At 64.8% G+C, this 26,324-nt stretch carries 25 protein-coding genes; 22 read left to right on the top strand and 3 right to left on the bottom strand.

What is annotated here, in order from left to right; genetic code table 11:
• The first annotated feature begins 211 nt into the window (after positions 1–211).
• The 15 genes from R9B85_RS18055 to R9B85_RS18125 all read left to right on the top strand — a co-directional run bounded on the left by R9B85_RS18055 (position 212) and on the right by R9B85_RS18125 (position 16,651).
• A complete protein-coding gene (locus R9B85_RS18055) occupies positions 212–904 on the top strand; it encodes a tellurite resistance TerB family protein (RefSeq protein WP_207877168.1) in 693 nt (230 codons plus the stop codon).
• 272 nt (positions 905–1,176) lie between these two features.
• A complete protein-coding gene (locus R9B85_RS18060; protein WP_112250964.1) occupies positions 1,177–2,799 on the top strand; it encodes a methyl-accepting chemotaxis protein in 1,623 nt (540 codons plus the stop codon).
• Between the two features lie 5 nt (positions 2,800–2,804).
• Entirely contained in the window at positions 2,805–3,311 is a 507-nt protein-coding gene (locus tag R9B85_RS18065; protein WP_252378616.1) for a chemotaxis protein CheW, read from the top strand.
• Positions 3,308–4,582 (top strand): CheR family methyltransferase, encoded by a 1,275-nt coding sequence (locus R9B85_RS18070; RefSeq protein ID WP_112250968.1) that lies wholly within the window; start codon positions 3,308–3,310, stop codon positions 4,580–4,582. Before R9B85_RS18065 ends, R9B85_RS18070 begins: the two co-directional genes overlap by 4 nt.
• Positions 4,579–5,241: a chemotaxis protein CheW gene (locus R9B85_RS18075; RefSeq protein ID WP_423770417.1), complete on the top strand. Its 663-nt coding sequence runs from the start codon at positions 4,579–4,581 to the stop codon at positions 5,239–5,241. The genes R9B85_RS18070 and R9B85_RS18075 overlap by 4 nt, the downstream gene beginning before the upstream one ends.
• The gene (locus tag R9B85_RS18080; protein WP_207877162.1) at positions 5,238–7,535 is read left to right on the top strand and encodes a hybrid sensor histidine kinase/response regulator; all 2,298 of its coding nucleotides are present in this window, start codon (positions 5,238–5,240) and stop codon (positions 7,533–7,535) included. The genes R9B85_RS18075 and R9B85_RS18080 overlap by 4 nt, the downstream gene beginning before the upstream one ends.
• Complete coding sequence (gene wspF, locus R9B85_RS18085; protein ID WP_423770418.1) at positions 7,532–8,545, top strand: Wsp signal transduction system protein-glutamate methylesterase WspF; 1,014 nt, start codon at positions 7,532–7,534, stop codon at positions 8,543–8,545. The genes R9B85_RS18080 and wspF overlap by 4 nt, the downstream gene beginning before the upstream one ends.
• A gap of 51 nt (positions 8,546–8,596) precedes the next feature.
• On the top strand, positions 8,597–9,601 hold the full coding sequence (wspR, locus tag R9B85_RS18090) for a Wsp signal transduction system regulator diguanylate cyclase WspR (protein WP_423770419.1): 1,005 nt from the start codon (positions 8,597–8,599) through the stop codon (positions 9,599–9,601).
• 240 nt (positions 9,602–9,841) lie between these two features.
• Positions 9,842–10,937 (top strand): peptide chain release factor 2 gene (prfB, locus tag R9B85_RS18095; RefSeq protein WP_112250978.1). Its coding sequence is split into 2 segments (ribosomal slippage): positions 9,842–9,913 and positions 9,915–10,937, totalling 1,095 coding nucleotides; the frame shifts between segments, so codons are not numbered across the junction.
• Between the two features lie 92 nt (positions 10,938–11,029).
• A complete protein-coding gene (gene lysS / locus R9B85_RS18100; protein WP_114170942.1) occupies positions 11,030–12,532 on the top strand; it encodes a lysine--tRNA ligase in 1,503 nt (500 codons plus the stop codon).
• A 205-nt stretch (positions 12,533–12,737) separates the two neighbouring features.
• Positions 12,738–13,442: a TetR/AcrR family transcriptional regulator gene (locus R9B85_RS18105; protein WP_015269162.1), complete on the top strand. Its 705-nt coding sequence runs from the start codon at positions 12,738–12,740 to the stop codon at positions 13,440–13,442.
• 29 nt (positions 13,443–13,471) lie between these two features.
• Positions 13,472–14,020 (top strand): hypothetical protein, encoded by a 549-nt coding sequence (locus tag R9B85_RS18110; protein WP_423770420.1) that lies wholly within the window; start codon positions 13,472–13,474, stop codon positions 14,018–14,020.
• 135 nt (positions 14,021–14,155) lie between these two features.
• On the top strand, positions 14,156–15,433 hold the full coding sequence (locus R9B85_RS18115) for a flavohemoglobin expression-modulating QEGLA motif protein (RefSeq protein ID WP_085601946.1): 1,278 nt from the start codon (positions 14,156–14,158) through the stop codon (positions 15,431–15,433).
• A complete protein-coding gene (locus R9B85_RS18120) occupies positions 15,405–16,328 on the top strand; it encodes an alpha/beta hydrolase (RefSeq protein WP_112250982.1) in 924 nt (307 codons plus the stop codon). Before R9B85_RS18115 ends, R9B85_RS18120 begins: the two co-directional genes overlap by 29 nt.
• Positions 16,325–16,651: a hypothetical protein gene (locus R9B85_RS18125; RefSeq protein WP_215520351.1), complete on the top strand. Its 327-nt coding sequence runs from the start codon at positions 16,325–16,327 to the stop codon at positions 16,649–16,651. Before R9B85_RS18120 ends, R9B85_RS18125 begins: the two co-directional genes overlap by 4 nt.
• A gap of 166 nt (positions 16,652–16,817) precedes the next feature.
• Here R9B85_RS18125 and R9B85_RS18130 read toward each other — a convergent pair whose 3' ends face one another.
• From R9B85_RS18130 to R9B85_RS18140, 3 genes are all read right to left on the bottom strand, one after another.
• Entirely contained in the window at positions 16,818–17,609 is a 792-nt protein-coding gene (locus R9B85_RS18130) for an OmpA family protein (protein WP_207877158.1), read from the bottom strand.
• A gap of 50 nt (positions 17,610–17,659) precedes the next feature.
• On the bottom strand, positions 17,660–18,073 hold the full coding sequence (locus tag R9B85_RS18135; protein ID WP_112250987.1) for a DUF4398 domain-containing protein: 414 nt from the start codon (positions 18,071–18,073) through the stop codon (positions 17,660–17,662).
• A 276-nt stretch (positions 18,074–18,349) separates the two neighbouring features.
• Positions 18,350–18,694, bottom strand: a complete 345-nt coding sequence (locus R9B85_RS18140) for a pilin assembly protein (protein ID WP_207877154.1) — start codon at positions 18,692–18,694, stop codon at positions 18,350–18,352.
• Positions 18,695–18,976: 282 nt separating this feature from the next.
• Here R9B85_RS18140 and ppc point away from each other — a divergent pair, with 282 nt between their 5' ends.
• The 7 genes from ppc (at position 18,977) to R9B85_RS18175 (ending at position 26,315) form a co-directional block, all read left to right on the top strand.
• A complete protein-coding gene (ppc, locus tag R9B85_RS18145) occupies positions 18,977–21,604 on the top strand; it encodes a phosphoenolpyruvate carboxylase (protein WP_207877152.1) in 2,628 nt (875 codons plus the stop codon).
• 258 nt (positions 21,605–21,862) lie between these two features.
• On the top strand, positions 21,863–22,513 hold the full coding sequence (gene adk, locus R9B85_RS18150; RefSeq protein WP_112250993.1) for an adenylate kinase: 651 nt from the start codon (positions 21,863–21,865) through the stop codon (positions 22,511–22,513).
• A gap of 284 nt (positions 22,514–22,797) precedes the next feature.
• Positions 22,798–23,472 (top strand): tRNA (adenosine(37)-N6)-threonylcarbamoyltransferase complex dimerization subunit type 1 TsaB, encoded by a 675-nt coding sequence (gene tsaB, locus R9B85_RS18155; RefSeq protein ID WP_112250994.1) that lies wholly within the window; start codon positions 22,798–22,800, stop codon positions 23,470–23,472.
• Positions 23,473–23,603: 131 nt separating this feature from the next.
• The gene (locus R9B85_RS18160) at positions 23,604–23,894 is read left to right on the top strand and encodes a hypothetical protein (RefSeq protein WP_112250996.1); all 291 of its coding nucleotides are present in this window, start codon (positions 23,604–23,606) and stop codon (positions 23,892–23,894) included.
• Between the two features lie 3 nt (positions 23,895–23,897).
• Positions 23,898–24,767, top strand: coding sequence for a DUF72 domain-containing protein (locus R9B85_RS18165; protein ID WP_112250998.1), 870 nt, complete (start codon positions 23,898–23,900; stop codon positions 24,765–24,767).
• 28 nt (positions 24,768–24,795) lie between these two features.
• A complete protein-coding gene (locus R9B85_RS18170; protein ID WP_112251000.1) occupies positions 24,796–25,626 on the top strand; it encodes an isocitrate lyase/PEP mutase family protein in 831 nt (276 codons plus the stop codon).
• Positions 25,626–26,315 carry an extensin family protein gene (locus R9B85_RS18175; protein WP_112251002.1) on the top strand — a complete coding sequence of 230 codons (690 nt, stop codon included), beginning with the start codon at positions 25,626–25,628 and terminating at the stop codon, positions 26,313–26,315. Before R9B85_RS18170 ends, R9B85_RS18175 begins: the two co-directional genes overlap by 1 nt.
• Positions 26,316–26,324: the final 9 nt, after the last annotated feature.

Below are 26,324 nucleotides of genomic sequence, written 5' to 3' on the forward strand. Positions count from 1 at the left end.
CCCTCTTCTTGGAGATTTTGGTCGGGGCAGTCATCAAGCAAGCCGTGAAGCGATCGTTATAAACGTAGTGCGGTTACGCGCGGTATTGGCGATATCGAGTCTAGTTGGCTTTTTGCCAGCCAATGCAACATCCGGAAGCAAATCCCCCCATGGTGATAGCGCGGGCAGGGCTTAACCTGATGGTTCCCTTGGCCAATGTGGAGACCGTTTGATGAATACCCGGGGATTGCTCGACCAGTTGCTCAAGTCTGGCCAGGACCTGCTCGCCAGCCAGGCCGGCAAGGCCAGCTCTGGCAAGCCAGGTGCCAGTGCCGGCGGCCTTGGCAGCCTGCTTTCCGGTGCCGGTGGCGGCGCCCTGGCGGCGGGCGCCATGGGCTTGCTGCTGGGCAACAAGAAAGCCCGCAAATATGGTGGCAAGGCCCTGACCTATGGCGGCCTGGCCGCGCTCGGTGTGCTGGCTTACAAGGCCTACGGCAACTGGCAGGCGCGCCAGCAAGTGGCCGCCACCGAGCCACAGACGGTCGACCGCCTGCCGCCGGCCCAGGCCGAGCTGCACAGCCAGGCGGTACTGCGGGCGCTGGTGGCGGCGGCCAAGTCCGATGGCCATATCGACGAACGCGAGCGTGCGCTGATCGAGGGCGAATTCACCCGCCTGGATGACGACCGCGAGTTGCAGCACTGGCTGCATGCCGAGCTCAACAAGCCGCTGGACCCGGCCGAAGTGGCCCGAGCCGCGCAAACGCCGGAAATGGCCGCCGAGATGTACCTGGCCAGCGTGATGATGGTTGATCAGGAAAACTTCATGGAGCGCGCCTACCTGGACGAACTGGCCCGCCAGTTGCGCCTGGACCCTGCCTTGCGTCAGGAACTGGAAAGTCAGGCAAGGCTTGCCGCCGCCCAATAGACGGGGCCTTTGTGGGAGCGGCCTTGTGTCGCGAATGGGCCGCAGAGCGGCCCCCGTATATCAGCAGCAGGGAAACGATTGCCGGGGCCGCTTTGCGGCCCTTTCGCGACACAAGGCCGCTCCCACAAGAAAAGCGCCTTTCCAGAGAGAGAAAATGACCTGCCCATCAGGCAGGTTACCTGGTCACCCCACATTTCAGCCGCATGAGCGCTGGGCGCCTGGGCTATACTTCGGCGATTTTCCCGCTCGTTGTGAATTCCTGAGGGCTGAATGTGAAGAACTGGACCTTGCGCCAACGGATCCTGGCAAGTTTTGCCGTGATCATCGCCATCATGCTGCTGATGATCGTGGCAGCCTACTCGCGGTTGGTGACCATCGCCTCCGCCGAGCAGGCAGTGGGGACCGACAGCATTCCCGGCCTCTACTACAGCTCGATGATCCGCAGCGCCTGGGTCGACAGCTACGTCACCAGCCAGCAGCTGGTGGGGCTGTCCAACCACCGCGAATTCACCTCGGCCGACGCAGAGCTGTTCAAGAGCTTCGAGGACCGCCTGAAGGAGCACATGACCAGCTACCAGGGCACCATTCAGGATGATGACGACCAGGCGCGCTTCGACGCCTTCACCCAGATCGAAGCCGCCTACCTCAAGATCGTCGACCAGGTGCTGGAAGCCTATCGACAACGCAACTACGCCGAAGCCCAGCGGTTGATCACCGATGTGCTGACCCCGGCCTGGCTCGAGGGCCGCAAGCACCTCAACGAAGTGATCGAGCACAACCGCGCCGCCGCCGATACCGACACCAACGAGATTGTCGGTGCAGTGAGCACGGCCAAGGGCAGCATGATCATTTCGCTCCTGCTGGCGATCATCGCCGCAGGCGTGTGCGGCCTGTTGCTGATGCGCGCTATCACCGCGCCCATGCAGCGTATTGTCCACGCCCTCGACAAACTGCGCTCGGGCGACCTGAGCATGCGCCTGAGCCTGGACCGCAAGGACGAGTTCGGTGCCATCGAAAGCGGCTTCAACGAAATGGCCGAGGCCCTGGCCAACCTGGTGGCCCAGGCCCAGCGTTCGTCGGTGCAGGTGACCACCTCGGTGACCGAAATCGCCGCCACCTCCAAGCAACAGCAGGCCACCGCTACCGAAACGGCCGCCACCACCACCGAAATCGGCGCCACCTCGCGGGAAATCGCCGCCACCTCGCGTGACCTGGTGCGTACCATGACCGAAGTCACCTCGGCCGCCGATCAGGCCTCCAGCCTGGCCGGCTCCGGCCAGCAGGGCCTGGCGCGCATGGAGGAAACCATGCACCAGGTGATGGGCGCCGCCGACCTGGTCAATGCCAAGCTCGGCATCCTTAATGAAAAAGCCAGCAACATCACCCAGATGGTGGTGACCATCGTCAAGGTCGCCGACCAGACCAACCTGCTGTCGCTAAACGCAGCCATCGAAGCGGAAAAGGCCGGCGAGTACGGCCGCGGCTTTGCCGTGGTGGCCACCGAAGTGCGCCGCCTGGCCGACCAGACCGCCGTGGCCACCTACGATATCGAGCAGATGGTGCGCGAGATCCAGTCGGCGGTATCGGCCGGGGTCATGGGCATGGACAAGTTCTCCGAAGAAGTGCGCCGCGGCATGTTCGAGGTGCAGCAGGTGGGCGAGCAGCTCAGCCAGATCATCCACCAGGTGCAGGCCCTGGCGCCACGCGTGCTGATGGTCAACGAAGGCATGCAGGCCCAGGCCACCGGTGCCGAGCAGATCAACCAGGCACTGGCCCAGCTCAGCGATGCCAGTACCCAGACTGTCGAGTCGCTGCGCCAGGCCAGTTTCGCCATCGATGAGCTGAGCCAGGTGGCCGCAGGCCTGCGTGGCGGCGTGTCGCGCTTCAAAGTCTGACTGCGATGAACGACTTGCAGCCGCGCGCCGCGCGGGCGGGCAACGCCAAGGGGGCGTTGTACCTGCAGTTTCGCATCCGCGACCAACGCTTTGCCCTGAGCGTGCACGAGGTGATCGAGGTGCTGCCGCGCCAGCAGCTCAAGCCGATCGCCAAGGCGCCTGCCTGGGTCGCAGGCATTCTTGCGCACCGGGGCCTGCTGGTGCCGGTGGTCGACCTGGCGGCATTGAGCTTCGGCCAGCCGGCAGCGCAGCGTACCAGTACCCGCCTGGTGCTGGTGCACTATCGGGGCGGCCTGCAGCTTGGCCTGATCCTGGAGCAGGCCACCGAAACCCTGCGATGCCACCCCGACGAGTTCCAGCCGTATGGCGTGGATAGCGGTGAGGCCCCGTACCTGGGCCCGGTGCGTCAGGATGAACAGGGTTTGCTGCAGCGCATCGAAGTCAACGACCTGTTGCCCGATACCGTGCACGCGTTGCTGTACGCGGATGATCCGACAGGGATGCCGACATGAACGAACAGCATTTTTTCCGCTTCCTGCGCGAACGCATCGGCCTGGATGTGGAGTCGGTGGGCGCTACCATGGTCGAGCGTGCGCTGCGCCAGCGTTGCGTGGCCGTGAACGCCGCAGACCTGGATGATTACTGGCTGCACCTGCAGCAGTCGATGGATGAACAGCAGGCACTGATCGAAGCGGTCATCGTCCCGGAAACCTGGTTCTTCCGTTACCCCGAATCCTTCACAGCCTTGGCCAGCCTGGCACACAAGCGCCTGGCCGAGCTGGCCGGGGCACGCCCGCTGCGCTTGCTCAGCCTGCCTTGCTCGACCGGCGAGGAGCCCTATTCGCTGGCCATGGCCTTGCTCGATGCGGGTATCGCGCCGGGGGCGTTCATGATCGACGGCATGGACATCAGCCCCAGTTCCGTGGCCAAGGCCGGGCAGGCCGTTTACGGGCGCAATGCCTTCCGTGGCAGCGACCTGGGCTTTCGCGAGCGTTACTTCGATGCCCTGGAAGAAGGCCACCAGTTGCATGAACGGGTGCGCGAGCAAGTCAGCCTGCAGGTGGGCAACGTGCTCGACCCGGCGCTGGCCAGCCGCGATGGCCTGTACGACTTCGTGTTCTGCCGTAACTTGCTGATCTATTTTGACGTGCCGACCCAGCAACGGGTGTTCGAAATGCTCAAGCGCTTGCTGCACCCCCAGGGCGTGCTGTTCATCGGCCCGGCAGAAGGCAGCTTGCTGGCGCGATTGGGCATGCGCCCGCTGGGGATTGCCCAGTCGTTCGCCTACGTGCGTCAGCAGGGCGATAGCGCAGCGCTGGCTACGCCCCCGGCCCAGCCCTTGCGGCGCATGTCGCCAGCACCTGCCAGGCCGGGCTATCCGTTACCGAGCGCAGCGTTGCCACGCCCGCTGCGGGTGCTGCCCGTGGCCGCCAAGCCAGCGCCGGCGCGCGAGCACAAGCGCGAGGAGCCAAGCGAGTTGCTGGCCAGCATTGCCCGGCTGGCCAATGCCGGCGCCAGTGAGCAGGCCCGTGCCGAATGCCAGCGCTATCTGGGGCAATTCGCGCCCTCGGCGCAGGTTTACTACTGGCTGGGGCTGCTCAGCGATACCGAAGGCGATGCGCAGCAGGCACTGACCCACTATCGCAAAGCCCTGTACCTGGAGCCGCAGCACCCCGAGGCGCTGGTGCACCTGGCGGCCTTGTTGGCGGCCCAGGGCGACCTGGCCGGTGCCCGGCGCCTGCAGGAGCGCGCCGCGCGGGTCGGCCGGGAGTCTGAACGATGAAGGAATCCGCGATGCAATTGCTCGCCGAGGAAGACGCGCACATCGACGACTGCTGGAACCGCATTGGCGTGCACGGCGACAAGCAGTGCCCGCTGTTGGAACGTCACGTTCACTGCCGCAACTGCGAGGTATATGCCGCTGCGGCCACACGCCTGCTCGACCGCTACGCGCTGATGCAGGACCACCAGGCTGCCGTGGCGTCGCCGGCCGAGGAAAACACCGGCCGCTCCATGCTGCTGTTCCGCCTTGGCGAAGAATGGCTGGCGCTGGCCACCGCCTGCCTGGCCGAAATTGCCCCGCTGCAGGCGGTGCATTCGCTGCCGCACCAGCGCTCGCGGGTGCTGCAGGGGGTGGCCAACGTGCGTGGTGCGCTGGTGCCGTGCCTGTCACTGGCCGACCTGCTGGGTGTGCGGGCCAGCGCTGCCGAGCAACGTACCGGCCGGGCGATGCCACGCATGCTGATATTGGCCGCGGAGGGTGGGCCGGTGGTGATGGCGGTCGAGGAAATCGACGGCATTCACCGGCTCGACCCGCTGCTGCTGGGCAGCGGCCAGGACGCCTCCCGCTTCACCGCAGCGGTCCTGCAATGGCGTGGCCGCAGCGTGCGGGTACTGGACGATCAACACCTACTGTCTGCCGTACAGCGGAGCCTGTCATGACCCCAGAGCAAATGCGCGACGCATCGTTGCTCGAGCTGTTCAGCCTGGAGGCCGAAGCGCAGACCCAGGTGCTCAGCGCCGGCCTGATGGCCCTGGAGCGTAATCCCACGCAGGCCGACCAGCTCGAGGCTTGCATGCGCGCGGCCCACTCGCTGAAGGGCGCCGCGCGGATCGTCGGGGTGGACGCTGGCGTCAGCGTCGCCCATGTCATGGAAGACTGCCTGGTGGCCGCCCAGGAGGGCCGCCTGCGGCTGAGCGCCGAGCATATCGACGCCCTGCTGCAGGGCACCGACCTGCTGATGCGCATCGCCACGCCTGGCGATGCTGGTGCCCAGGCGACGCTGCCGGTGTTCCTTGCGCAAATGGCCAGCCTGCTCGAGCCGGGGCCGGCAGCCATGCCCTCGGCGCCGCCAGCCGTGCCAGCGCTGCCGGAAACACCGGTGCCAATCGCACAGGACGAACCTGTGCCGCTGCCTGCCGAACCCTTGGAATCCGAGCTCGACCTGGCTCCCCGTCGCAAGGCCGGCAAGCGCACCGGCGAAGGCACTGAGCGGGTGCTGCGGGTTACCGCCGACCGCCTCAACAGCCTGCTCGACCTGTCCAGCAAGTCGCTGGTGGAAACCCAGCGGCTCAAGCCGTACCTGGCCACCCTGCAGCGCCTCAAGCGCATGCATGGCCAGGGTATGCAGGCGCTTGACGGCCTGCGCATGCAACTTGAGGACAGTGGCCAGAGCAGCGAGGTGCTCGAAGCCTTGGCTCAGACCCAGCGCCTGCTGGCGGAAACCCAGCAGATCCTGCAGCAGCAGGCTGCCGACCTGGACGAGTTCGGCTGGCAGGCCAGCCAGCGCGCACAACTGCTGTACGACACCGCGCTGGCTTGCCGGATGCGGCCGTTTGCCGATGTGCTGACCGGTCAGAGCCGCATGGTGCGCGACCTTGGCCGTTCGCTGGGCAAGCCGGTGCGGCTGCTGGTGGAAGGGGACAAGACCCAGGTCGACCGTGATGTGCTGGAAAAACTCGAAGCACCGCTGACCCACCTGTTGCGCAACGCAGTCGACCACGGCATCGAACTGCCCGAGCGGCGCCTGCTGGCGGGCAAGGCGGAGGAGGGCGTGATCCGCCTGCGGGCCTCGCACCAGGCCGGTATGCTCAGCCTGGAACTGATCGACGACGGTGCCGGCATCGACCTCGAGCGCCTGCGCAGCAGCATTGTCGAGCGTGCCCTGTCGCCCGCCGACACGGTGGCGCGGATGAGCGAGGAAGAGTTGCTGACATTCCTGTTCCTGCCCGGGTTCAGCCTGCGCGACAAGGTCACCGAGGTGTCCGGGCGCGGCGTGGGCCTGGATGCGGTGCAGCACATGATCCGTGAGCTGCGCGGTTCGATCGAGCTGACCCAGCTGGCCGGGCAGGGCTGCCGTTTCCACCTGCAGGTGCCGCTGACCCTGTCGGTGGTGCGCAGCCTGGTGGTCGAGGTGGGCGGCGAGGCCTATGCCTTCCCGCTCGCCCATATCGAACGCACGCTCGAAGTGGGCGCCGACGAGATCGTGCAGATCGAGGGGCGCCAGCACTTCTGGCACGAAGGCCGGCACATCGGCCTGGTCGCGGCCAGCCAGCTGCTCAACCGCCCGGCCGGGCAGACGCAGGAGAGCAGCCTGCGGGTGGTGGTGATCCGCGAGCGCGAGCAGCTGTATGGCGTGGCCGTGGAGCGGTTGGTGGGCGAGCGGGTGCTGGTGGTGATGCCGCTCGACCCACGGTTGGGCAAGGTGCAGGACATTTCTTCCGGCGCCTTGCTCGACGATGGCTCGGTGGTGCTGATCGTCGATGTCGAGGACCTGCTGCGCTCGGTGGAAAAATTGCTCAGTACCGGCAGCCTGGAACGCATCGAACGCGGCAGCAGCGGCGCCCGCGGCGCGGCGCGCCAGCGCATCCTGGTGGTCGACGATTCGCTTACCGTGCGGGAACTGCAGCGCAAGCTGCTCGGCAACCGTGGCTACGATGTGGCCGTGGCTGTGGACGGTATGGACGGCTGGAACGCCTTGCGTGGCGAGGACTTCGACCTGCTGATCACCGACATCGACATGCCGCGCATGGACGGCATCGAGCTGGTCACCCTGGTACGCCGCGACCAGCGTCTGCAGTCATTGCCGGTAATGGTGGTGTCCTACAAGGACCGTGAGGAAGACCGACGGCGTGGCCTGGACGCTGGCGCCGACTACTATTTGGCAAAGGCCAGTTTCCATGACGATGCGTTGCTGGATGCTGTGGTTGAGCTGATCGGAGGTGCTCAGGGATGAAGATCGCCATCGTCAACGACATGCCCATGGCCGTCGAGGCGCTGCGCCGGGTGGTCGCCCTGGAGCCGGAGCACCAGGTGGTGTGGGTGGCCAGCAATGGTGCCGAGGCGGTGCAGCGCTGCACCGAGCTGCAGCCAGACCTGATCCTCATGGACCTGATCATGCCGGTGATGGATGGTGTCGAGGCCACCCGACGAATCATGGCCGAAACCCCATGCGCCATCGTCATCGTCACGGTCGACCGCAAGCAGAACGTGCACCGGGTGTTCGAGGCCATGGGCCATGGTGCCCTCGATGTGGTCGACACGCCGGCACTGGGGGCGGGCGACCCGCGAGAGGCGGCAGCGCCCTTGCTGCGCAAGATTCTGAATATCAGCTGGCTGATCGGCCAGCAGCGAGCTCCGGCGGCACGCCCGGTCGCTGCGCCAGTACGGGTTGCAGCCCAGCGCCGCGGCCTGGTGGCGATCGGCTCGTCGGCCGGCGGCCCGGCGGCGCTGGAAGTATTGCTCCAGGGCCTGCCGGCGGCCTTTCCGGCAGCCATCGTGCTGGTCCAGCATGTGGACCAGGTGTTTGCCGCGGGCATGGCCGAATGGCTCAGCAGCGCAGCCGGGCTGCCGGTGCGTCTGGCCCGTGAAGGCGAGCCGCCGCAGCCGGGGCAGGTGTTGCTGGCCGGCACCAATCACCACATCCGCCTGCTACAGAATGGCCAACTGGCCTACACTGCCGAACCTGTCAATGAAATCTATCGGCCCTCGATCGATGTGTTCTTCGAGAGTGTGGCGCGCTATTGGAACGGCGATGCGGTGGGCGTGTTGCTTACCGGCATGGGCCGCGATGGTGCCCAGGGCCTGAAGCTGATGCGCCAGCAGGGCTTCCTGACCATTGCCCAGGACCAGGCCAGCAGTGCGGTGTACGGAATGCCCAAGGCCGCTGCGGCCATCGATGCCGCAGTGGAAATCCGCCCGCTGGAACGCATAGCCGGGCGCTTGATGGAATTTTTCGCAAAATGACGAAGTGTATTGAATCACGCCGCCAGGCCGGCAGTGATCGGGTGAACAGGTATGAATGATTTACCGATCGAAGGTTTCACGACCCCCAACGAGAACTCGGCGATGGTGTTGCTGGTCGATGACCAGGCCATGATCGGCGAGGCGGTGCGGCGTGGCCTGGCCAACGAAGAGAACATCGACTTCCACTTCTGTGCCGACCCGCACCAGGCGGTGGCCCAGGCCATGCGCATCAAGCCTACGGTGATTCTTCAGGACCTGATCATGCCTGGCCTGGACGGGCTGACTTTGGTGCGTGAATACCGCAACAACCCGGCGACCCAGGACATCCCGATCATCGTTCTGTCGACCAAGGAAGACCCGCTGGTCAAGAGCGCAGCCTTTGCTGCCGGGGCCAACGATTACCTGGTCAAGCTGCCGGATACCATCGAGCTGGTAGCGCGGATCCGCTATCACTCGCGTTCCTACCTGACCTTGCTGCAGCGCGACGAGGCCTACCGTGCCCTGCGCGTCAGCCAGCAGCAACTGCTCGATACCAACCTGATGCTGCAGCGGCTGATGAATTCCGATGGCCTGACCGGGTTGTCCAACCGCCGCCACTTCGACGAGTACCTGGAGCTGGAGTGGCGCCGGGCCATGCGTGAGCAGCAGCAGTTGTCGCTGCTGATGATCGACGTGGACTACTTCAAGGCCTACAACGACAGCTTTGGCCACCTGGCCGGTGACGAGGCCTTGCGCCAGGTAGCCGAGGCGCTCCGCGGCGCGTGCTCGCGGCCGACCGACCTGCCGGCGCGCTACGGCGGCGAGGAATTCGTCCTGGTATTGCCCAACACCTCGCCTGGTGGGGCACGCCTGGTGGCCGAGAAGCTGCGCCAGACCGTGCTCGGCCTGGGCATCCCGCACACCGCGCCGGTGGCCGACTCGCATCTGACCGTGAGCATCGGCCTGGCCACCCAGACTCCGGCCATCGGCAGCCATAGCCGGCAGCTGATTTCGGCTGCGGACAAAGGTCTGTACCAAGCCAAGAACAGTGGGCGCAACCAGGTCGGCATCGCCTGACAGAGCCTGCGCCGTACCCTTGTAGGAGCGGCTTTGTGTCGCGATGGGGCGCGCAGCGGCCCCTTGCAGTATCTGCTGCGAAGCTGAATTCCGGGGGCCGCTGCGCGCCCCATCGCGACACAAGGCCGCTCCTACACGGGTAATTGCGGCCATTCGGGTGCCCGGCGGGTCTGCCGCCCTGCGGCGGACTCGGTTATACTCGCAGGCTTTTCACCGAATTCGCACGAGAGCCGCCCGCCCATGGAAATCCAACCGATCCTGAACACCATCAAGGACCTTACCGAGCGTTCCCAGTCCATTCGGGGGTATCTTTGACTACGATCACAAGCATGACCGCCTGATCGAAGTCAACCGCGAGCTGGAAGACCCCAACGTCTGGAACAAGCCCGAGTACGCCCAGGCCCTGGGCCGCGAGCGTGCCATGCTGGCGCAGGTCGTCGAGACCCTGGACAAACTGTCCAACGGCCTGTCCGACTGCAAGGACCTGCTCGACATGGCCGTCGAGGAAGAGGATGAAGGCGCCGTAGGCGACGTCGAGACCGAGCTGCAAGCCCTGGAAGAATCCCTGGCCCAGCTCGAGTTCCGTCGCATGTTCAGCGGCGAGATGGACATGAACAACGCCTACCTGGACATCCAGGCCGGCTCCGGTGGTACCGAGGCGCAGGACTGGGCCAACATCCTGCTGCGCATGTACCTGCGCTGGGCCGACAAGCGTGGTTTCGACGCCACCATCATCGAGCTTTCCGAAGGTGAAGTCGCCGGTATCAAGGGCGCCACCGTGCATATCAAGGGCGAGTACGCCTTCGGCTGGCTGCGCACCGAAATCGGCGTGCACCGCCTGGTGCGCAAGAGCCCGTTCGACTCCGGTGCCCGTCGCCACACCTCGTTCTCCGCGGTGTTCGTGTCGCCTGAGATCGACGACAAGGTCGAGATCGAGATCAACCCGGCCGACCTGCGTATCGACACCTACCGTTCCTCCGGTGCCGGTGGTCAGCACGTGAACACCACCGACTCGGCGGTGCGTATTACCCACGTACCGACCAACACCGTGGTGGCCTGCCAGAACGAACGCTCTCAGCACGCCAACAAGGACACCGCCATGAAAATGCTGCGGGCCAAGTTGTACGAGCTGGAAATGCAGAAGCGCAACGCCGCCTCGCAGGCGCTGGAGGACAGCAAGTCGGACATCGGCTGGGGCCACCAGATCCGCTCCTACGTGCTGGATGACTCGCGTATCAAGGACCTGCGTACCGGTGTCGAGCGCAGCGACTGCCAGAAGGTCCTGGACGGCGACCTCGACCAGTACCTGGAAGCGAGCCTCAAGCAGGGGCTGTAAAACGCACACAAACGCCGCGGTACCAGGCCTGGGCCGGTACCGCGTGCCCTGCCCGAAAGGGGCACCGAACACCTGATGGAAAGAATGACGAAATGAGCGACCTCAAGACCGAAGCGCAAGACCTGCAACAGGAAGAAAACGCCCTGATCGCCCTGCGCAAGGAAAAGCTTGCCGCCGAGCGCGCCAAGGGCAATGCCTTCCCCAATGACTTCCGTCGCGACAGCTACTGCAACGACCTGCAGAAGCAGTATGCGGACAAGACCAAGGAAGAACTGGAAGCTGCAGCGATTCCGGTCAAGGTTGCCGGCCGCATCATGCTCAACCGCGGCTCGTTCATGGTCATTCAGGACATGACCGGCCGTATTCAGGTCTACGTCAACCGCAAGACCCTGCCCGAAGAAACCCTGGCTGCGGTCAAGACCTGGGACCTGGGCGACATCATCAGCGCCGAAGGTACCCTGGCCCGTTCCGGCAAGGGCGACCTGTACGTCGAAATGACCAACGTGCGCCTGCTGACCAAGTCGCTGCGCCCGCTACCCGACAAGCACCACGGCCTGACCGACACCGAGCAGCGCTACCGCCAGCGTTACGTCGACCTGATGGTCAATGAAGAAACCCGCCACACCTTCCGTGTGCGTTCGCAGGTGATTTCGCACATCCGCAAGTTCCTCATCGAGCGCGACTTCCTCGAAGTCGAGACGCCGATGCTGCAAACCATCCCGGGTGGTGCCGCGGCCAAGCCGTTCGAAACCCACCACAACGCCCTGGACATGGCCATGTTCCTGCGTATTGCGCCGGAGCTGTACCTCAAGCGCCTGGTAGTTGGTGGCTTCGAGAAGGTGTTCGAGATCAACCGCAACTTCCGTAACGAAGGCGTTTCGACTCGTCACAACCCTGAATTCACCATGCTCGAGTTCTACCAGGCCTACGCTGACTACCGCGACAACATGGACCTCACCGAGGAACTGTTCCGCGAGCTGGCGCAGCTGGTGCTGGGCACTACCGACGTGCCGTACGGCGACAAGGTGTTCCACTTTGGCGAGCCGTTCGCCCGCCTGTCGGTATTCGACTCGATCCTCAAGTACAACCCCGAGCTGACCGCCGCCGACCTGCAGGACGTCGACCGCGCCCGCGAGATCGCCAAAAAGGCCGGCGCCAAGGTGCTGGGCCACGAAGGCCTGGGCAAACTGCAGGTGATGATTTTCGAAGAGCTGGTCGAGCACAAGCTGGAGCAGCCGCACTTCATCACCGAGTACCCGTTCGAAGTGTCGCCGCTGGCCCGCCGCAACGACGACAACCCGGCTGTTACCGACCGTTTCGAGCTGTTCATCGGTGGCCGCGAGATTGCCAACGCCTACTCCGAGCTCAACGATGCCGAAGACCAGGCCGAGCGCTTCCTGGCCCAGGTGGCCGAAAAAGACGCCGGTGACGACGAAGCCATGCACTACGACGCCGACTTCGTTCGCGCCCTGGAGTACGGCATGCCACCGACGGCAGGTGAAGGCATCGGCATCGACCGCCTGGTGATGCTGCTGACCAACTCGCCGTCGATCCGCGACGTGATCCTGTTCCCTCACATGCGTCCGCAGGCCTGAGTGAATTGAACGAGCCGCCTTTCGAGGCGGCTTTTTCTTGCCTGAAGCTTTATGTTGTCAGTACCGGCCTCTTCGCGGCTAAAGCCGCTCCCACAGGGACCCCACTACCCTCAGGCTGGTGCGGTCCCTGTGGGAGCGGCTTTAGCCGCGAAGAGGCCGGTACTGACGAAACACTGTCCATGAGGTACCCCCCGTGACACCCGCAATGCCTCACCAGGGCGCCGCCGGCATCGCCACCGCCGTCGCCGAAAGCGTGCAATACCAAGGCCGCAAGACTGCCCGCCAGGGCAGCGAACAGCGTCGCCAACTGATCCTCGACGCCGCCATGCGCATTGTCGTGCGCGATGGCGTACGCGGCGTGCGCCACCGCGCCGTCGCCGCCGAGGCCGGTGTGCCACTGTCGGCCACCACCTATTACTTCAAGGACATCGAGGACCTGCTCACCGATACCTTCGCCCAGTACGTCGAACGCAGCGCCGCCTACATGGCCAAGCTGTGGGCCAATACCGAGGTGGTGTTGCGCCAGTTGCTGGCGCAGGGTGACGGCAGCCCGCAGGCACGGGCACGGTTGGCTGACGAAGTCGCACGCATGACTGCCGACTACGTGCAGCGGCAACTGCTGAACCGCCGCGACTTCCTGATGGCCGAGCAGGCCTTCCGCCAGGAGGCGCTGCTATGCCCGCGTCTGGCTCAACTGGTGTGCGCTCATGAGCAGATCCTGCTGCATGGCACCCGCCAATTGCTGCAGGTGGTGGGCTCGCAGCAACCGGAACAGGACGCCCAGATGTTGACGGCGATTATCGAGCAGATGGAATATCAGGGCCTGCTCAAGGATGCGAACGCGCAAGCCGATGGGCAGATGCTCGCTATGCTTAGCCGATACCTGCAGCTGGTGCTGGCATCGGCCTGAGCCGAGACCGACTTTTCAAGGAGAACCTGATGAAAGCCTGGCGTGTGGTGTTGTTGACTCTGTCATTCCTGCTGCTGGGCGGTTGTCTGGTGACCTTCCACGAGCCCTTGCCGAGCAACCAGGCGGCGCCCAAGGCCCTGCTCGGCAAGTGGAGCAGCAAGGACGCCTGGGGCGAACCGCTGAAGCTGGTGATCAGCCGTAGCGGCGGTGATGCCTACAAGGCGGTGGCTACGGCCAAGGGCAAGGCCCCGGAGGAATACGTGTTCACTGTGTCGCGCCACGGCAACCGCTGGTACCTGTCGGCTGGGGTGCCGAAGCGCCTGGGTGGCAACTTCCTGATCGGCGGTTTCGATATCGTCGATGGCAAGGAGCTGGTGGTCTACAACCTGGATGTCGAACAGGTGCAGCAGGCAGTGGACAAGAAGGAACTGACAGGGCGCAGCACCGAGGTGCCGGAGGACAACGGCGACGGCGTATTGATCGACAGCCCTTCGGCGCGGGTGCTGGCCTACCTGGACGACCCGGCCAACTCCGACCTGTTCGTTGAAGTGGCGCGGTTCCAGCGCTCCGGCATATGACCGTGCTGGCTTCTTCGCGGCTGAAGCCGCTCCCACAGGGACCGCACCGGTTTTGAGCCTGATGCAGTACCTGTGGGAGCGGCTTTAGCCGCGAAGAGGCCGGTACAGGTTTCTTGTACTAGAAAGGAGTCCCCGGTGGACGAATACCAGCAAACCATCCGCGCCCTGTCCGACCGCATCGTTGCGGCACAGACCCCGATCCGGGTTCTGGACGCGGTGAAGTGGGACGACAACATCCGCCAGGGCTTCCTCAAGGCCAAGGGCAAGGAGCCGCCGGCCGTCGACCGTGCCTACTACCAGTCGCGCCCGCTGGCGTTCGATTCCAGCGCGGTCAAGGCCGAGTTCCAGGGCATCGAACGCGACATCATTCGCCAGCTCGGCCAGTTCAACCCGGTCGGGCAGATCATGAAGCGCATGTGCCGCGAATACCGCATGGTGGTGCGCATGCTCGAAGCGCGTGGCACCGAGGATTTCGGCCTGATCTCCCAGGAGCTGTACGGCGCTGCCTCCGATGCCTTCCACGCTGGTGACCCGACCCTGGCCGACCTCGGCCTGATGCTGTCGGACTACCTGAACAACATCGATGGCCGTGGCGACCTCAAGGACGAGCCGAAAAACCTTACCGCCAAGGAGGCCGTGGAAATCCTCCAGCACCGGCTGAACAAGGTGTTCGGCGAGGCCGAGGAAACCATCCGTGTATTCGAATCCGACGGCATCGTCGCCGATGCCGCGGCCGGGGCCGACTACATCAAGGTGCGTGCCGACGCCATGTTCAACTCCCGTGACGTGCGCGCGCTGGAGGTGCACGAAGGGCTGGTGCATGTCGGCACCACGCTCAACGGCCTGAACCAGCCGATCTGTACCTTCCTGGCCAAGGGCCCGCCCTCGTCGACGGTGACCCAGGAAGGCCTGGCCATCCTCATGGAGGTGATCGCCTTCGCCTCCTACCCCAGCCGCCTGCGCAAGCTCACCAACCGCACCCGCGCCATCCACATGGTCGAGGAGGGAGCCGATTTCATGCAGGTCTACAACTTCTTCCGCGAACAGGGGTTCGAGATGGCGCAGAGCTACAGCAACGCCAGCCGCGTGTTCCGCGGGTCGGTGCCCAATGGGCTGCCATTTACCAAGGACTTGTCCTACCTCAAAGGCTTCATCATGGTTTACAACTACATTCAGTTGGCCGTGAAGAAGGGCAAGCTCGAACAGATCCCGTTGCTGTTCTGTGGCAAGACCACTCTGGAAGACATGCGTACCCTGCGACAGTTGGTCGAGGAAGGCCTGGTCGAGCCGCCCAAGTACCTGCCCGAGCAGTTCCGCGACCTCAACGCGCTGTCGGCCTGGATGTGCTTCTCCAACTTCCTCAACCACCTGAGCCTGGATCGCATTGAAGCCGATTACGCGAACATTCTCTGAGTGCTGCCGCCTGCTGGCCCTGGGTTTGATCCTGCTGGGCCTGGGCGGTTGCAGCAGCCTGCTCTTCTACCCCGAGCGTGGCCAGGCGTTCACGCCCGAGCGGGCCAGGCTCGAGTACCGCGATGTCACCCTGACCACTGCTGATGGCATCCGCCTGCATGGCTGGTGGTTGCCGGCCAAGGCCGGGGTCGAGGTCAAGGGTACGGTGCTGCACCTGCACGGCAATGGCGGCAACCTGCCCGGGCACCTGGGCGGCAGCTACTGGCTGCCGGAGCAGGGCTACCAGGTGTTGATGATCGATTACCGCGGCTATGGCCTGTCGCAGGGCGAGCCGAGCCTGCCGGAGGTGTACCAGGACATCGCCGCGGCCATGGCCTGGCTGGACCAGGCGCCGGAGGTCAAGGGCAAGCCGCTGGTACTGCTGGGGCAGAGCCTTGGCGGGGCCATGGCCATTCACTACCTGGCGGCCCACCCGGAGCAGCGCCAGCGTTTCAGTGCCCTGGTGTTCGATGGGGTGCCGGCCAGTTACCGTGCGGTCGGGCGCTTTGCCCTCAGCACCTCGTGGATGACTTGGCCGCTGCAGGTGCCGCTGTCGTGGCTGGTGCCGGACGGCGATAGCGCGATCCGCTCGATCGAGCAACTGAGCAGCCCGCCCAAGCTGTTCTTCCACAGCATCGACGACACCCTGGTGCCGATGGACAACGGCATCCGCCTGTACCAGCACGCGCCAGCGCCGAGGGTGCTGCAACTTACCCGTGGCGGCCACGTGCAGACCTTCGCCGACCCGACCTGGCGCCAGGTGATGCTGCGCTTCCTCGACGACCCCAGCCATTTCAACGGCCTGCGGCGGCTGGCCGAAGTGCCCAATTACCCTGACGAGAAGAACAAGCAATGAGTGAAGAACGCAACGCCATCCCGCTGATCCTGACTGGTGTCGGTAGCATCATCGTGACGGTTGGGGCCTTGTGGTACTACGGTTACCTACATTTCGCCAAGCCCGAAGATGCCCTGTTGCTGCAGGACTTCACCATGCTCAAGACCCTCCCCGGCGAGGACTACAAGGTCTCGCTGGACCCGGCAGCCCAAGTGGCCCAGTGCGTGGATGGTGTGCTGGTGCTGTTCGATACTCAGCAGAAAGGCCTGACAGGGGTGCTGGTGGACAACCGCAAGCGCGCGGTGCGTTGCATGGGTGAGGAAACCCCGCAGCAGGTGCAGTGAGCCTCGATCTTGTTGCCTGTACTGGCCCTTTCGCGGCTGAAGCCGCTCCCACAGGGTCGGGGCTGTACGCGGTCCCTGTGGGAGCGGCTTCAGCCGCGAAAGGGCCAGTACAGGCAAAAGAAAGCCCCGCTTCGATCGCGGGGCTTGTCAGTTCAGCTAGCCAGTCTTACTGCTGTACCTGGCTCACCGAGCGCGGCGCTACCGGCTGGTTGTCGTTGGAGATGGTCACCTCCACCCGACGGTTCTGCGCACGCCCCGAATTGCTCGAGTTGTCCGCTACCGGGTACTCCTTGCCATAGCCCTGGGCGACGATGCGTGCCGGGTCGACGCCGGCACGTACCAGTGCCATGCGCACGCTGTTGGCGCGACGTTCGGAGAGGGTCTGGTTGTAGTTGGCCGAGCCTACGCTGTCGGTATAACCCTCGACGATCACCTTGCGCTCCGGGTTTTCCTGGAGGAACTGCGCCAGCTTGGTGACGTTCGGGTAGGCGTTGCTTTTGAGTTCGGCCTTGTTGAAGTCGAACAGCACATCACCAAAGGTGACCAGCGTGCCGCGGTCGGTCTGCTTGGCGTTGAGGCTGTCCTGCAGCTTGGCGATCTGTGCGTCGCGGGCGTCCAGCTTGGCCTGGGCGCGCTGGGCCGAGGCGTTTTTCAGTTCACCTTCGGCGGTGCGCAGGGCGATGGTCTGCTTGGCCACCTCGACGCGCTGGTTGGTCAGGTAGGCCAACTGGTCGACCTTCTGCTCGTCTTCACGGTCCATGTAGGCCTTGTCGGCCTTGTTCAGCCAGTCCTGGGCGTCCTTGGTCTCCAGCGCCGCAACCTTGCTCGATTGCGGGTCGCTCTGCAGCGAGGAGAAGTTGGTGCGGGCCGATTCGAGGTTGGCATTAGGGTCGTGCGAGCAGGCAGCAAGACCGACGCTCAGGGCCAGCAGGGCGGGAATCATGACGTAGTTGCGCATAGTGTTCATCCTTTGATCGTTTGCGAAGGCCGAGGTGGGCGGGGCAGGGCTCACTGAGCGCTGCGCAGGCCTTCCTCACGTACGTCCTGAACGCCCTCGCGGGCATCCTGCACGGCCTTCTGGGCCTTGGCCGCCTGGGCTTTGCGTTCGGCGAGGCGGGCGTCCCATTCGGCCTGTTCGGCCAGGCGCCTGGCGTCGTCGTACTTCTTGTCGTGCATGGCGATCTCGGCCTGCTTGAACTTGTCCTGGGCCGCTTTCATTTCCACGGCGGCGAACTCGGTGCCGCCAGCGCTGACGGCGGAGTTCACGGCGGACTGGGTGACTGCATACTGCTCGGTGGGCGGGTTGCCGGCACAGCCGGCCAGGACCAAACTGCTGCCCAGGGCCAGTGCTGCCAGCTTGAACCCGCGCACATGAGTGGATGAGGGTTTGTAGATGCGGGTGTTCTTGGTGGTCAGTTCCATTGGTTCACTCCTGTTTACGACATTGTCCGTAGCAGTCCATCGCTCGTTCCCTGACACGTGCGCGCGCTTCAGCTCAACGGTGCACAACGGCAGGTGTGCAGGGTTTTAGCGTGATGGCTATTGGCTGTGACTGACGCGTTTTTCGGATAGTTCAGAAAAAATCATCCCGAGCGGACAACTATTTCTGACTGATCGGTCAGTGCGATTGGCCTGGAACTTTTGTGGGATGCAGCGGTATTCCGGGCCTTATCAGGCCCGGAACGGTGAGGTGGCGGGTTACTTCTCGCTGTCGGCTGCAGGGTTGCTCAGAGTTTGCAGATGCTGTCGCGACAGTGACAGGAAGCGCGGAGTAGGGCCGATGTCCTCGTACAGCGGGTCGCCTTCCTCGTCGGTGGCGATGACCTGGCGGCCCTGCACATAGGGGAAGCTGGCTTCCAGTTCCTCGAGGGCTGCCGCGACCAGTTCACCGAGCAGTTCCTCGGCGGTGCGCTTGGGGTACATGTCGATCAGCGCGGCCAGGCGCGCTTCTGACTCAAGGTCCAGGTGCAGGACATGGCCCGTGGGGCTGAGGGTACCGGCGGCATTCTGTTCCCAGTGCTGGGCGAGTTCACGGATTTTCATGATGACCTCTGTTGACGCCTTCAAGGGCTGCATTGCATGGGAGTGTCGTGCTTTCACTTTAGTTTGCTTTGGCCGATCACGGCTTGCCATCGGCGCCTGGCTGTGGGCACTCTTGGAGCGAATACCGCACTCCCCTGTGGGAGCGGGTTCACCCGCGAACACCGGCGCAGCCGGTGCCAGGCGCCGCGCTGGATTCTTCGCGGGTGAACCCGCTCCCACAAGGGATCGCGTAAAGGCTGTAAAGGGATGCAATGCGCCAGAGCCGCGCCGGAGAGAGGGCCAATGACCGATATCGATGTGCGTTTGCGTGAAGATGTCCATGTGTTGGGTGAGCTGCTCGGCGATACCATTCGCCAGCAGCATGGCGAGGCGTTCCTGCAGAAGATCGAGGACATCCGCCACAGTGCCAAGGCCGACCGCCGCGGTGCCGGCGAGCAACTGAGCTCGACCCTGGCGGACCTGGCCGATGAAGACTTGCTGCCCGTGGCCAGGGCCTTCAACCAGTTCCTCAACCTGGCCAACATGGCCGAGCAGTACCAGTTGATCCGCCGCCGCGACGCCGACCAGCCCGAGCCGTTCGAGGCCCGGGTGCTGCCCGAGCTGCTGGCGCGCCTGAAACAGGCCGGGCACAGTAATGATGCCCTGGCCCGGCAATTGGCCAAGCTCGACATCCAGCTGGTGCTCACTGCGCACCCCACCGAGGTGGCCCGCCGCACCCTGATCCAGAAGTACGACGCCATCGCCGGCCAACTGGCAGCCCAGGACCACCGCGACCTGACCGTGGCCGAACGCGAGCAGGTGCGCGAGCGCCTGCGCCGGCTGATCGCCGAGGCCTGGCACACCGAAGAAATCCGCCGCACCCGACCCACGCCGGTGGACGAAGCCAAGTGGGGCTTCGCGGTGATCGAGCATTCGCTGTGGCACGCCATCCCCAACCACTTGCGCAAGGTCGACAAGGCCCTGCTGGAGGCTACCGGCCTGCGCCTGCCATTGGAGGCGGCGCCGATCCGCTTCGCCTCGTGGATGGGCGGTGATCGTGATGGCAACCCCAACGTGACCGCAGCGGTCACCCGCGAAGTGCTGCTGCTGGCACGTTGGATGGCTGCCGACCTGTTCCTGCGCGACATCGATGCGCTGGCTTCCGAGTTGTCCATGCAGCAGGCCGACGAAGCCCTGCGCGAGCGGGTCGGCGACAGTGCCGAACCCTACCGTTCCCTGCTCAAGCAACTGCGCGATCGCCTGCGCGCAACGCGCGCCTGGGCGCATTCGGCATTGACCAGCAGCCAGCCGGCCAGCGCCGAGGTGCTGGTGGACAACCGCGACCTGATCGCGCCGCTGGAGCTGTGCTACCAGTCCCTGCACGCCTGCGGCATGGGTGTGATCGCCGAAGGCCCGTTGCTTGACTGCCTGCGCCGCGCCGTGACCTTCGGCCTGTTCCTCGGCCGCCTGGACGTACGCCAGGACGCCGCCCGCCACTGTGATGCATTGAGCGAGATTACCGACTACCTGGGCCTGGGGCGTTATGCCGACTGGGATGAAGAGCAGCGCATCGAGTTCCTCCAGGCCGAGCTGAAAAACCGCCGGCCACTGCTGCCCGCGCACTTCAAGCCGCAGGCTGATACCGCCGAGGTGCTGGCCACCTGCCGGGAAATTGCCGCCGCACCAGCCGCATCGCTGGGCTCTTACGTCATCTCCATGGCCGGTGCTGCCTCGGATGTGCTGGCGGTGCAGCTGCTGCTGAAGGAGGCCGGCCTGACTCGGCCCATGCGCGTGGTGCCGCTGTTCGAGACCCTGGCCGACCTCGACAATGCCGGCCCGGTAATGCAACGCCTGCTCGGCCTGCCAGGCTACCGCGCCAACCTGCGCGGCCCGCAGGAAGTGATGATCGGCTACTCCGATTCGGCCAAGGATGCCGGTACCACGGCTGCGGCCTGGGCGCAGTACCGGGCGCAGGAAAACCTGGTGCGTATCTGCTCCGAGCACCAGGTCGAGTTGCTGCTGTTCCACGGCCGTGGCGGCACGGTAGGCCGTGGCGGTGGCCCGGCCCACGCAGCGATCCTGTCGCAGCCGCCGGGTTCGGTTGCGGGGCGTTTCCGCACCACCGAGCAGGGCGAGATGATTCGCTTCAAGTTCGGTTTGCCGGGCATCGCTGAGCAGAACCTCAACCTGTACCTGGCCGCCGTGCTCGAAGCCACCTTGTTGCCACCGCCACCACCGCAGCCGGCCTGGCGCGAGGTGATGGACCAGCTTGCCGCCGATGGCGTCAAGGCCTACCGCGGCGTGGTGCGGGAGAACCCCGATTTTGTCGAGTACTTCCGCCAGTCGACCCCGGAGCAGGAACTGGGGCGCCTGCCGCTGGGCAGCCGCCCGGCCAAGCGCCGCGCCGGAGGCATCGAAAGCCTGCGGGCCATCCCGTGGATCTTCGGCTGGACCCAGACGCGCCTGATGCTGCCAGCCTGGCTTGGCTGGGAAACGGCATTGAACAATGCCCTGGCCCGTGGCCAGGGTGAACTGCTGGCGCAGATGCGCGAGCAATGGCCGTTCTTCCGCACCCGCATCGACATGCTCGAGATGGTACTGGCCAAGGCCGATGCGCAGATCGCCGAGGCCTACGACGAACGTCTGGTGCAACCGCACCTGCTGCCTTTGGGTGCGCACCTGCGCGACCTATTGTCGCAGTCGTGCCAGGTGGTGCTGGGCCTTACCGGGCAGCCGGTGCTACTGGCGCACAGCCCCGAGACGCTGGAATTCATCAGCCTGCGCAACACCTACCTGGACCCGTTGCACCGCCTGCAGGCCGAGTTGCTGGCCCGTTCGCGCAGCCGCGAAGCCGCTCTGGACAGCCCGTTGGAGCAGGCCTTGCTGGTCACTGTGGCGGGTATTGCCGCCGGCCTGCGCAACACTGGGTGAGGGTAGGCCCGAAGCGTCCCGGGCGAGTGCTGTGCCGGGCATGCAGGTGGACGAAGAGGGTGGTTGCGCCTGGCGCAACCACCTGCCAGGCCAGCCTTAGGTGGCGCATTCCTGCAACTTTGGGACGCTTGTCTGGCTGCCGGGCGCTGTGTATCTTGAGCAGCCTTCTGACCGATTTATGGTCATACCCGATTTTTCCGGACTTGGCCCTGGTTGCCGAATCCATTGAATTTCATAAAAAAATTTGAGGAGCACGAGATGCGCGTAATTCTGCTGGGAGCTCCCGGGGCCGGTAAAGGTACTCAGGCAAAGTTCATCACCGAAAAGTTCGGTATCCCCCAGATTTCCACCGGTGACATGCTGCGTGCCGCCGTCAAGGCCGGTACCCCGCTGGGCCTGGAACTGAAAAAAGTCATGGATGCCGGCCAGCTGGTCTCCGACGAGTTGATCATCAGCCTGGTCAAGGAGCGCATCGCCCAGCCTGATTGCGCCAAGGGCTGCCTGTTCGACGGCTTCCCACGCACCATCCCGCAAGCCGAAGCCATGGTCGCGGCCGGTGTCGACATCGACGCCGTCGTGGAAATCGCCGTGGACGACGAGGAAATCGTCGGTCGCATGGCTGGCCGCCGCGTGCACCTGGCCTCGGGCCGCACCTACCACGTTCAGTACAACCCGCCGAAAGTGGAAGGCAAGGACGACGAGACAGGTGAAGACCTGATCCAGCGTGATGACGACAAGGAAGAAACCGTTCGCCATCGCCTGTCGGTCTACCACAGCCAGACCAAGCCGCTGGTGGACTTCTACCAGAAGCTGTCGGCTGCCAATGGCGGCAAGCCGAAGTACAGCCACATCGAAGGCGTCGGCTCGGTCGAAGCCATCACCGCCAAGGTCCTGGCAGCCCTGAGCTGATCCAGCGCCTGACGCACCTCGACAACGGCCCGCTTGCGGGCCGTTGTCGTTTGTGGGGCGCGGTCCCTGTGGGAGCGGCCTTGCGTCGCGAAAGGGCTGCGGAGCAGCCCCGGCAATCTTCGCGGCGAAGCTGAAAATGTGGGGCCGCTGCGCGCCCCATCGCGACACAAGGCCGCTCCCACAGAGACCGCGTCAAGGGGCCGTACAGCTGCCCCTTAGGGACACAACGCCGCAGCTGCTCTATACTGCCGCTCTTTTCCCCCTAGTACCTGGATACCCGTTAGATGACCACCCTCCTGGCCCTGGATACCGCCACCGAAGCCTGTTCCGTCGCACTGCTGCATGACGGCAAGGTAACCAGCCATTACGAGGTGATCCCGCGCATGCATGCCCAGAAGCTGCTGCCGATGATCAAGCAGCTGCTGGCCGAGTCCGGCGTGGCGCTGAATGCGCTGGATGCCATCGCCTTTGGCCGTGGCCCGGGCGCGTTCACCGGCGTGCGCATTGCCATCGGTGTGGTCCAGGGCCTGGCCTTCGCCCTGGAGCGCCCGGTTTTGCCGGTGTCCAACCTGGCCGCACTGGCACAGGGCGCGCTGCGCGAACAGGGTGTGCAGCAAGTGGCGGCTGCCATTGATGCGCGCATGGATGAAGTCTATTGGGGCTGCTACCAGGCCACCGAAGGTGAAATGCGCCTGGTCGGCCAGGAGGCAGTGCTGCCGCCCGAGCAGGTGGCGCTGCCGGCGGGTAGCACTGGCGAGTGGTTCGGTGCCGGTACCGGTTGGGGCTATGCCGAGCGCTTGGCGGTGCAGGTGGCCGCCAGTAATGCCAGTGCCTTGCCCAACGCTCTGGACATTCTCGCCCTGGCCAGCTTTGCCTGGGCACGCGGCGAGGCAATCGTTGCCGAACAGGCGCAACCGGTGTACCTGCGCGATAATGTAGCCACACCCAAGAAGCGCTGAGTGCTGCTTGTCGGTTATCGCCGATGACACTAAAACCTTTTGCGCGATCTGTGGTCCAGTTATCACTCGAGCATTAGCGATGGACCCCTGATGCTGCTAAATTGCCATCATTGGTCCTGAGTGCTCATTCCATGCGTATCGACGGTTTCTCATCGCAGTCCTATCCGATCAAGCGCACGCCGCGCAAGGCAGCGGTGCGTGACGAGGCCATCGATGATGCCGAGGTGATCGAGGAGGTCGAGAGCGCCCCTCAGGAAGCCACCGCCCGCCGTCGCAGCGGTGGCTTGCCAGCCCGCCAGCAGGACATGATCTTCCCCCGCGCCCGTGACCGCCGCACCGCTACCGCATTAGCCAGCTACCTGAGCACCGCCGGTTTTACCGACTGGGACATGGAAGTACTGGGGCTCGACCTGTACATTTAGTGGATGAGTCCATCACCACTGCCTTATTTTCTCGGTTGTCCGTCATGGAGCGAAAACGCCTGGCGCGGCTACCTGTATCCCGCCGACGCCAACAGCAGTGAAATGCTCGGCTACTACAGCCAGGTATTCAACGCCGTCGAGGGCAATACCACTTTCTACGCACGTCCTGCACCCGGCACCATTGCGCGCTGGGCGCAGATCATGCCCGAACACTTTCGCTTCACTGCCAAGTTCCCGCGAGACATCAGCCATGAAGGCGACCTGCGCGATCAGCTGGAGCCGGCCTTTGACTTCACCCGCCTGATGGCCCCGCTGGGCCAGCGCGTAGCGCCGTACTGGCTGCAGTTGCCGGCCCAGTTCAGCCCCGCACGGCTGGGCGAGCTTTGCCACTTCCTTGACGAAGTCGGGGTGCCGGTAGCAGTGGAGGTGCGTAACCAGGCCTTTTTCGCCAAGGGAGAAGAGGAGCGGTTGCTCAACCGCTTGCTGCATGAGCGCGGCGTGGAACGTATTTGCCTCGACCCGCGCGCCTTGTTCAGCTGCACCTCTCGTGACGCCGCCGTGCTGCATGCGCAAGCGAAGAAGCCCAAGGTACCGCCACGCCCGGCAGCCTTCAGCCAGCACCCGCAGGTGCGTTTCATCGGCCACCCGCAGCTGGAGGCCAACGAGGCCTTTCTTACCCCTTGGGTGGACAAGATCGCCGCCTGGATCGAGGAAGGCCGCCACCCCTACATCTTCCTGCACACCTCGGACAACCGCCTGGCCGCGGCGTTGGCCCAGCGCTTTCACCAACGCCTGATGCAGCGGCTGCCGGGCCTTGCCGCGTTGCCGGAATTGCCGCGCACCCCCGAGGTCGAACAACTGGGGCTACTCTGACCTTTCCCTGACTGCCGGAGGTTGAACCATGGATGTGCAAACCCTGCGAGCCGAAGCCTTCAAGGCCCTGCACGAGCGCGACAGCGCCTTCGTCATCCCCAACCCGTGGGATGCCGGCTCGGCCAAGTTGCTGGCCAGCCTGGGCTTCGAGGCGCTGGCTACCACCAGTGCAGGCCTGGCCTTCAGCCTGGGCCGGCCGGACGCCGAAGGCGCCTTGAGCCTGGAGGATACCCTTGATAATGCCGGCGAGATCGTCGATGCCACCCCGTTGCCGGTGGCCGCCGACCTGGAGAACGGCTTTGGCGACCTGCCCGAAGATTGCGGACAGACCATTCTGCGGGCGGCCGAAGCCGGCTTGGTGGGGGGCTCTATCGAGGATGCCAGTGGTCGCAGCGATACGCCGATCTATGATTTCGGGCTGGCAGTAGAGCGTGTGCGCGCAGCCGTGCAAGCGGCGCGCAGCCTGCCGTTCCCGTTCACCCTGTGCGCCCGGGCAGAGAACCTGTTGCATGGGCGCATGGACCTGGACGACACCATCCGGCGCCTGCAGGCCTATGCCGAAGCCGGTGCCGATGTGCTCTACGCGCCCGGGCTGCGTACTGTCGAGGAAATCCGCGCGGTGGTGCAGGCCGTCGCGCCACGGCCGGTGAATGTGCTGATGGGCATGGCGGGCGTGCCGTTGAGCGTCAACCAGTTGCAGGACCTGGGCGTGCGCCGCATCAGTGTCGGCTCATCGCTTGCCCGTGCCGCATTGGGGGCCTTCCACCGGGCTGCGCTGGAGATTCGCGATGAGGGCACCTTCGGCTACGGTGAGCAGGCGCTGCCGTTCGCCCAACTCAACGACCTGTACCGCCGCTGATGAGGGCCGTGCTGGCGTTGCTGGCCGGCCTGTCGTTGATTGCCGGGCTGGCCTGGCAGCTGGGTTGGCGTCTGCCCGCCGCGTGGAACCCATGGGCGCCGCTGGACGTGCGTCAGCCCCCCAATCTGTTGACCCCTTACAAGCTGTCCCGCCTTCGCGATGACCCGGCGCTGTGTCGCCTGGCACTTCAAACCAGTCAGTTGCGCTACCGGGCGCAAGCCGACAGTTCGGCTTCTGCCGACTGCCCATTGCGCAACGTATGGCGCATCGACGGTGGTCATGCTCGGCTTGGCAGCAGCTTCCTGGCCAGTTGTCCGTTGGCAGTGGCGTATGCACTGTTCGAAAACCATGGCCTGCAGCCTGTGGCGCAACGGGTGTTGGGGCAGCCGGTGACGCAGGTCGACCACCTGGGCAGTTTTGCCTGCCGCAATGTCTACCATCGCAAGCAGGGGCGCCTGAGCCAGCACGCCACGGCCGATGCCCTGGACATCAGCGGCTTTCGCCTGCAAGACGGCCAGCGTATCGTCCTTGCGCGGGACTGGCAGGCGGGTGGGCAGAAGGCGGAGTTCCTTCGTCAGGTGCAGCAGGCGGCCTGCGACAGTTTCAGCACGGTACTGGGGCCAGACTACAACGCTGCACATCACAACCACTTTCATGTGGACATGGGCCGCTGGCAGATCTGTCGCTGAGCGTGGGCG

Origin of the sequence: Pseudomonas sp. NLJ1, assembly GCF_049486705.1 — a bacterium.
In the GTDB taxonomy this organism is placed as follows: domain Bacteria; phylum Pseudomonadota; class Gammaproteobacteria; order Pseudomonadales; family Pseudomonadaceae; genus Aquipseudomonas; species Aquipseudomonas inefficax.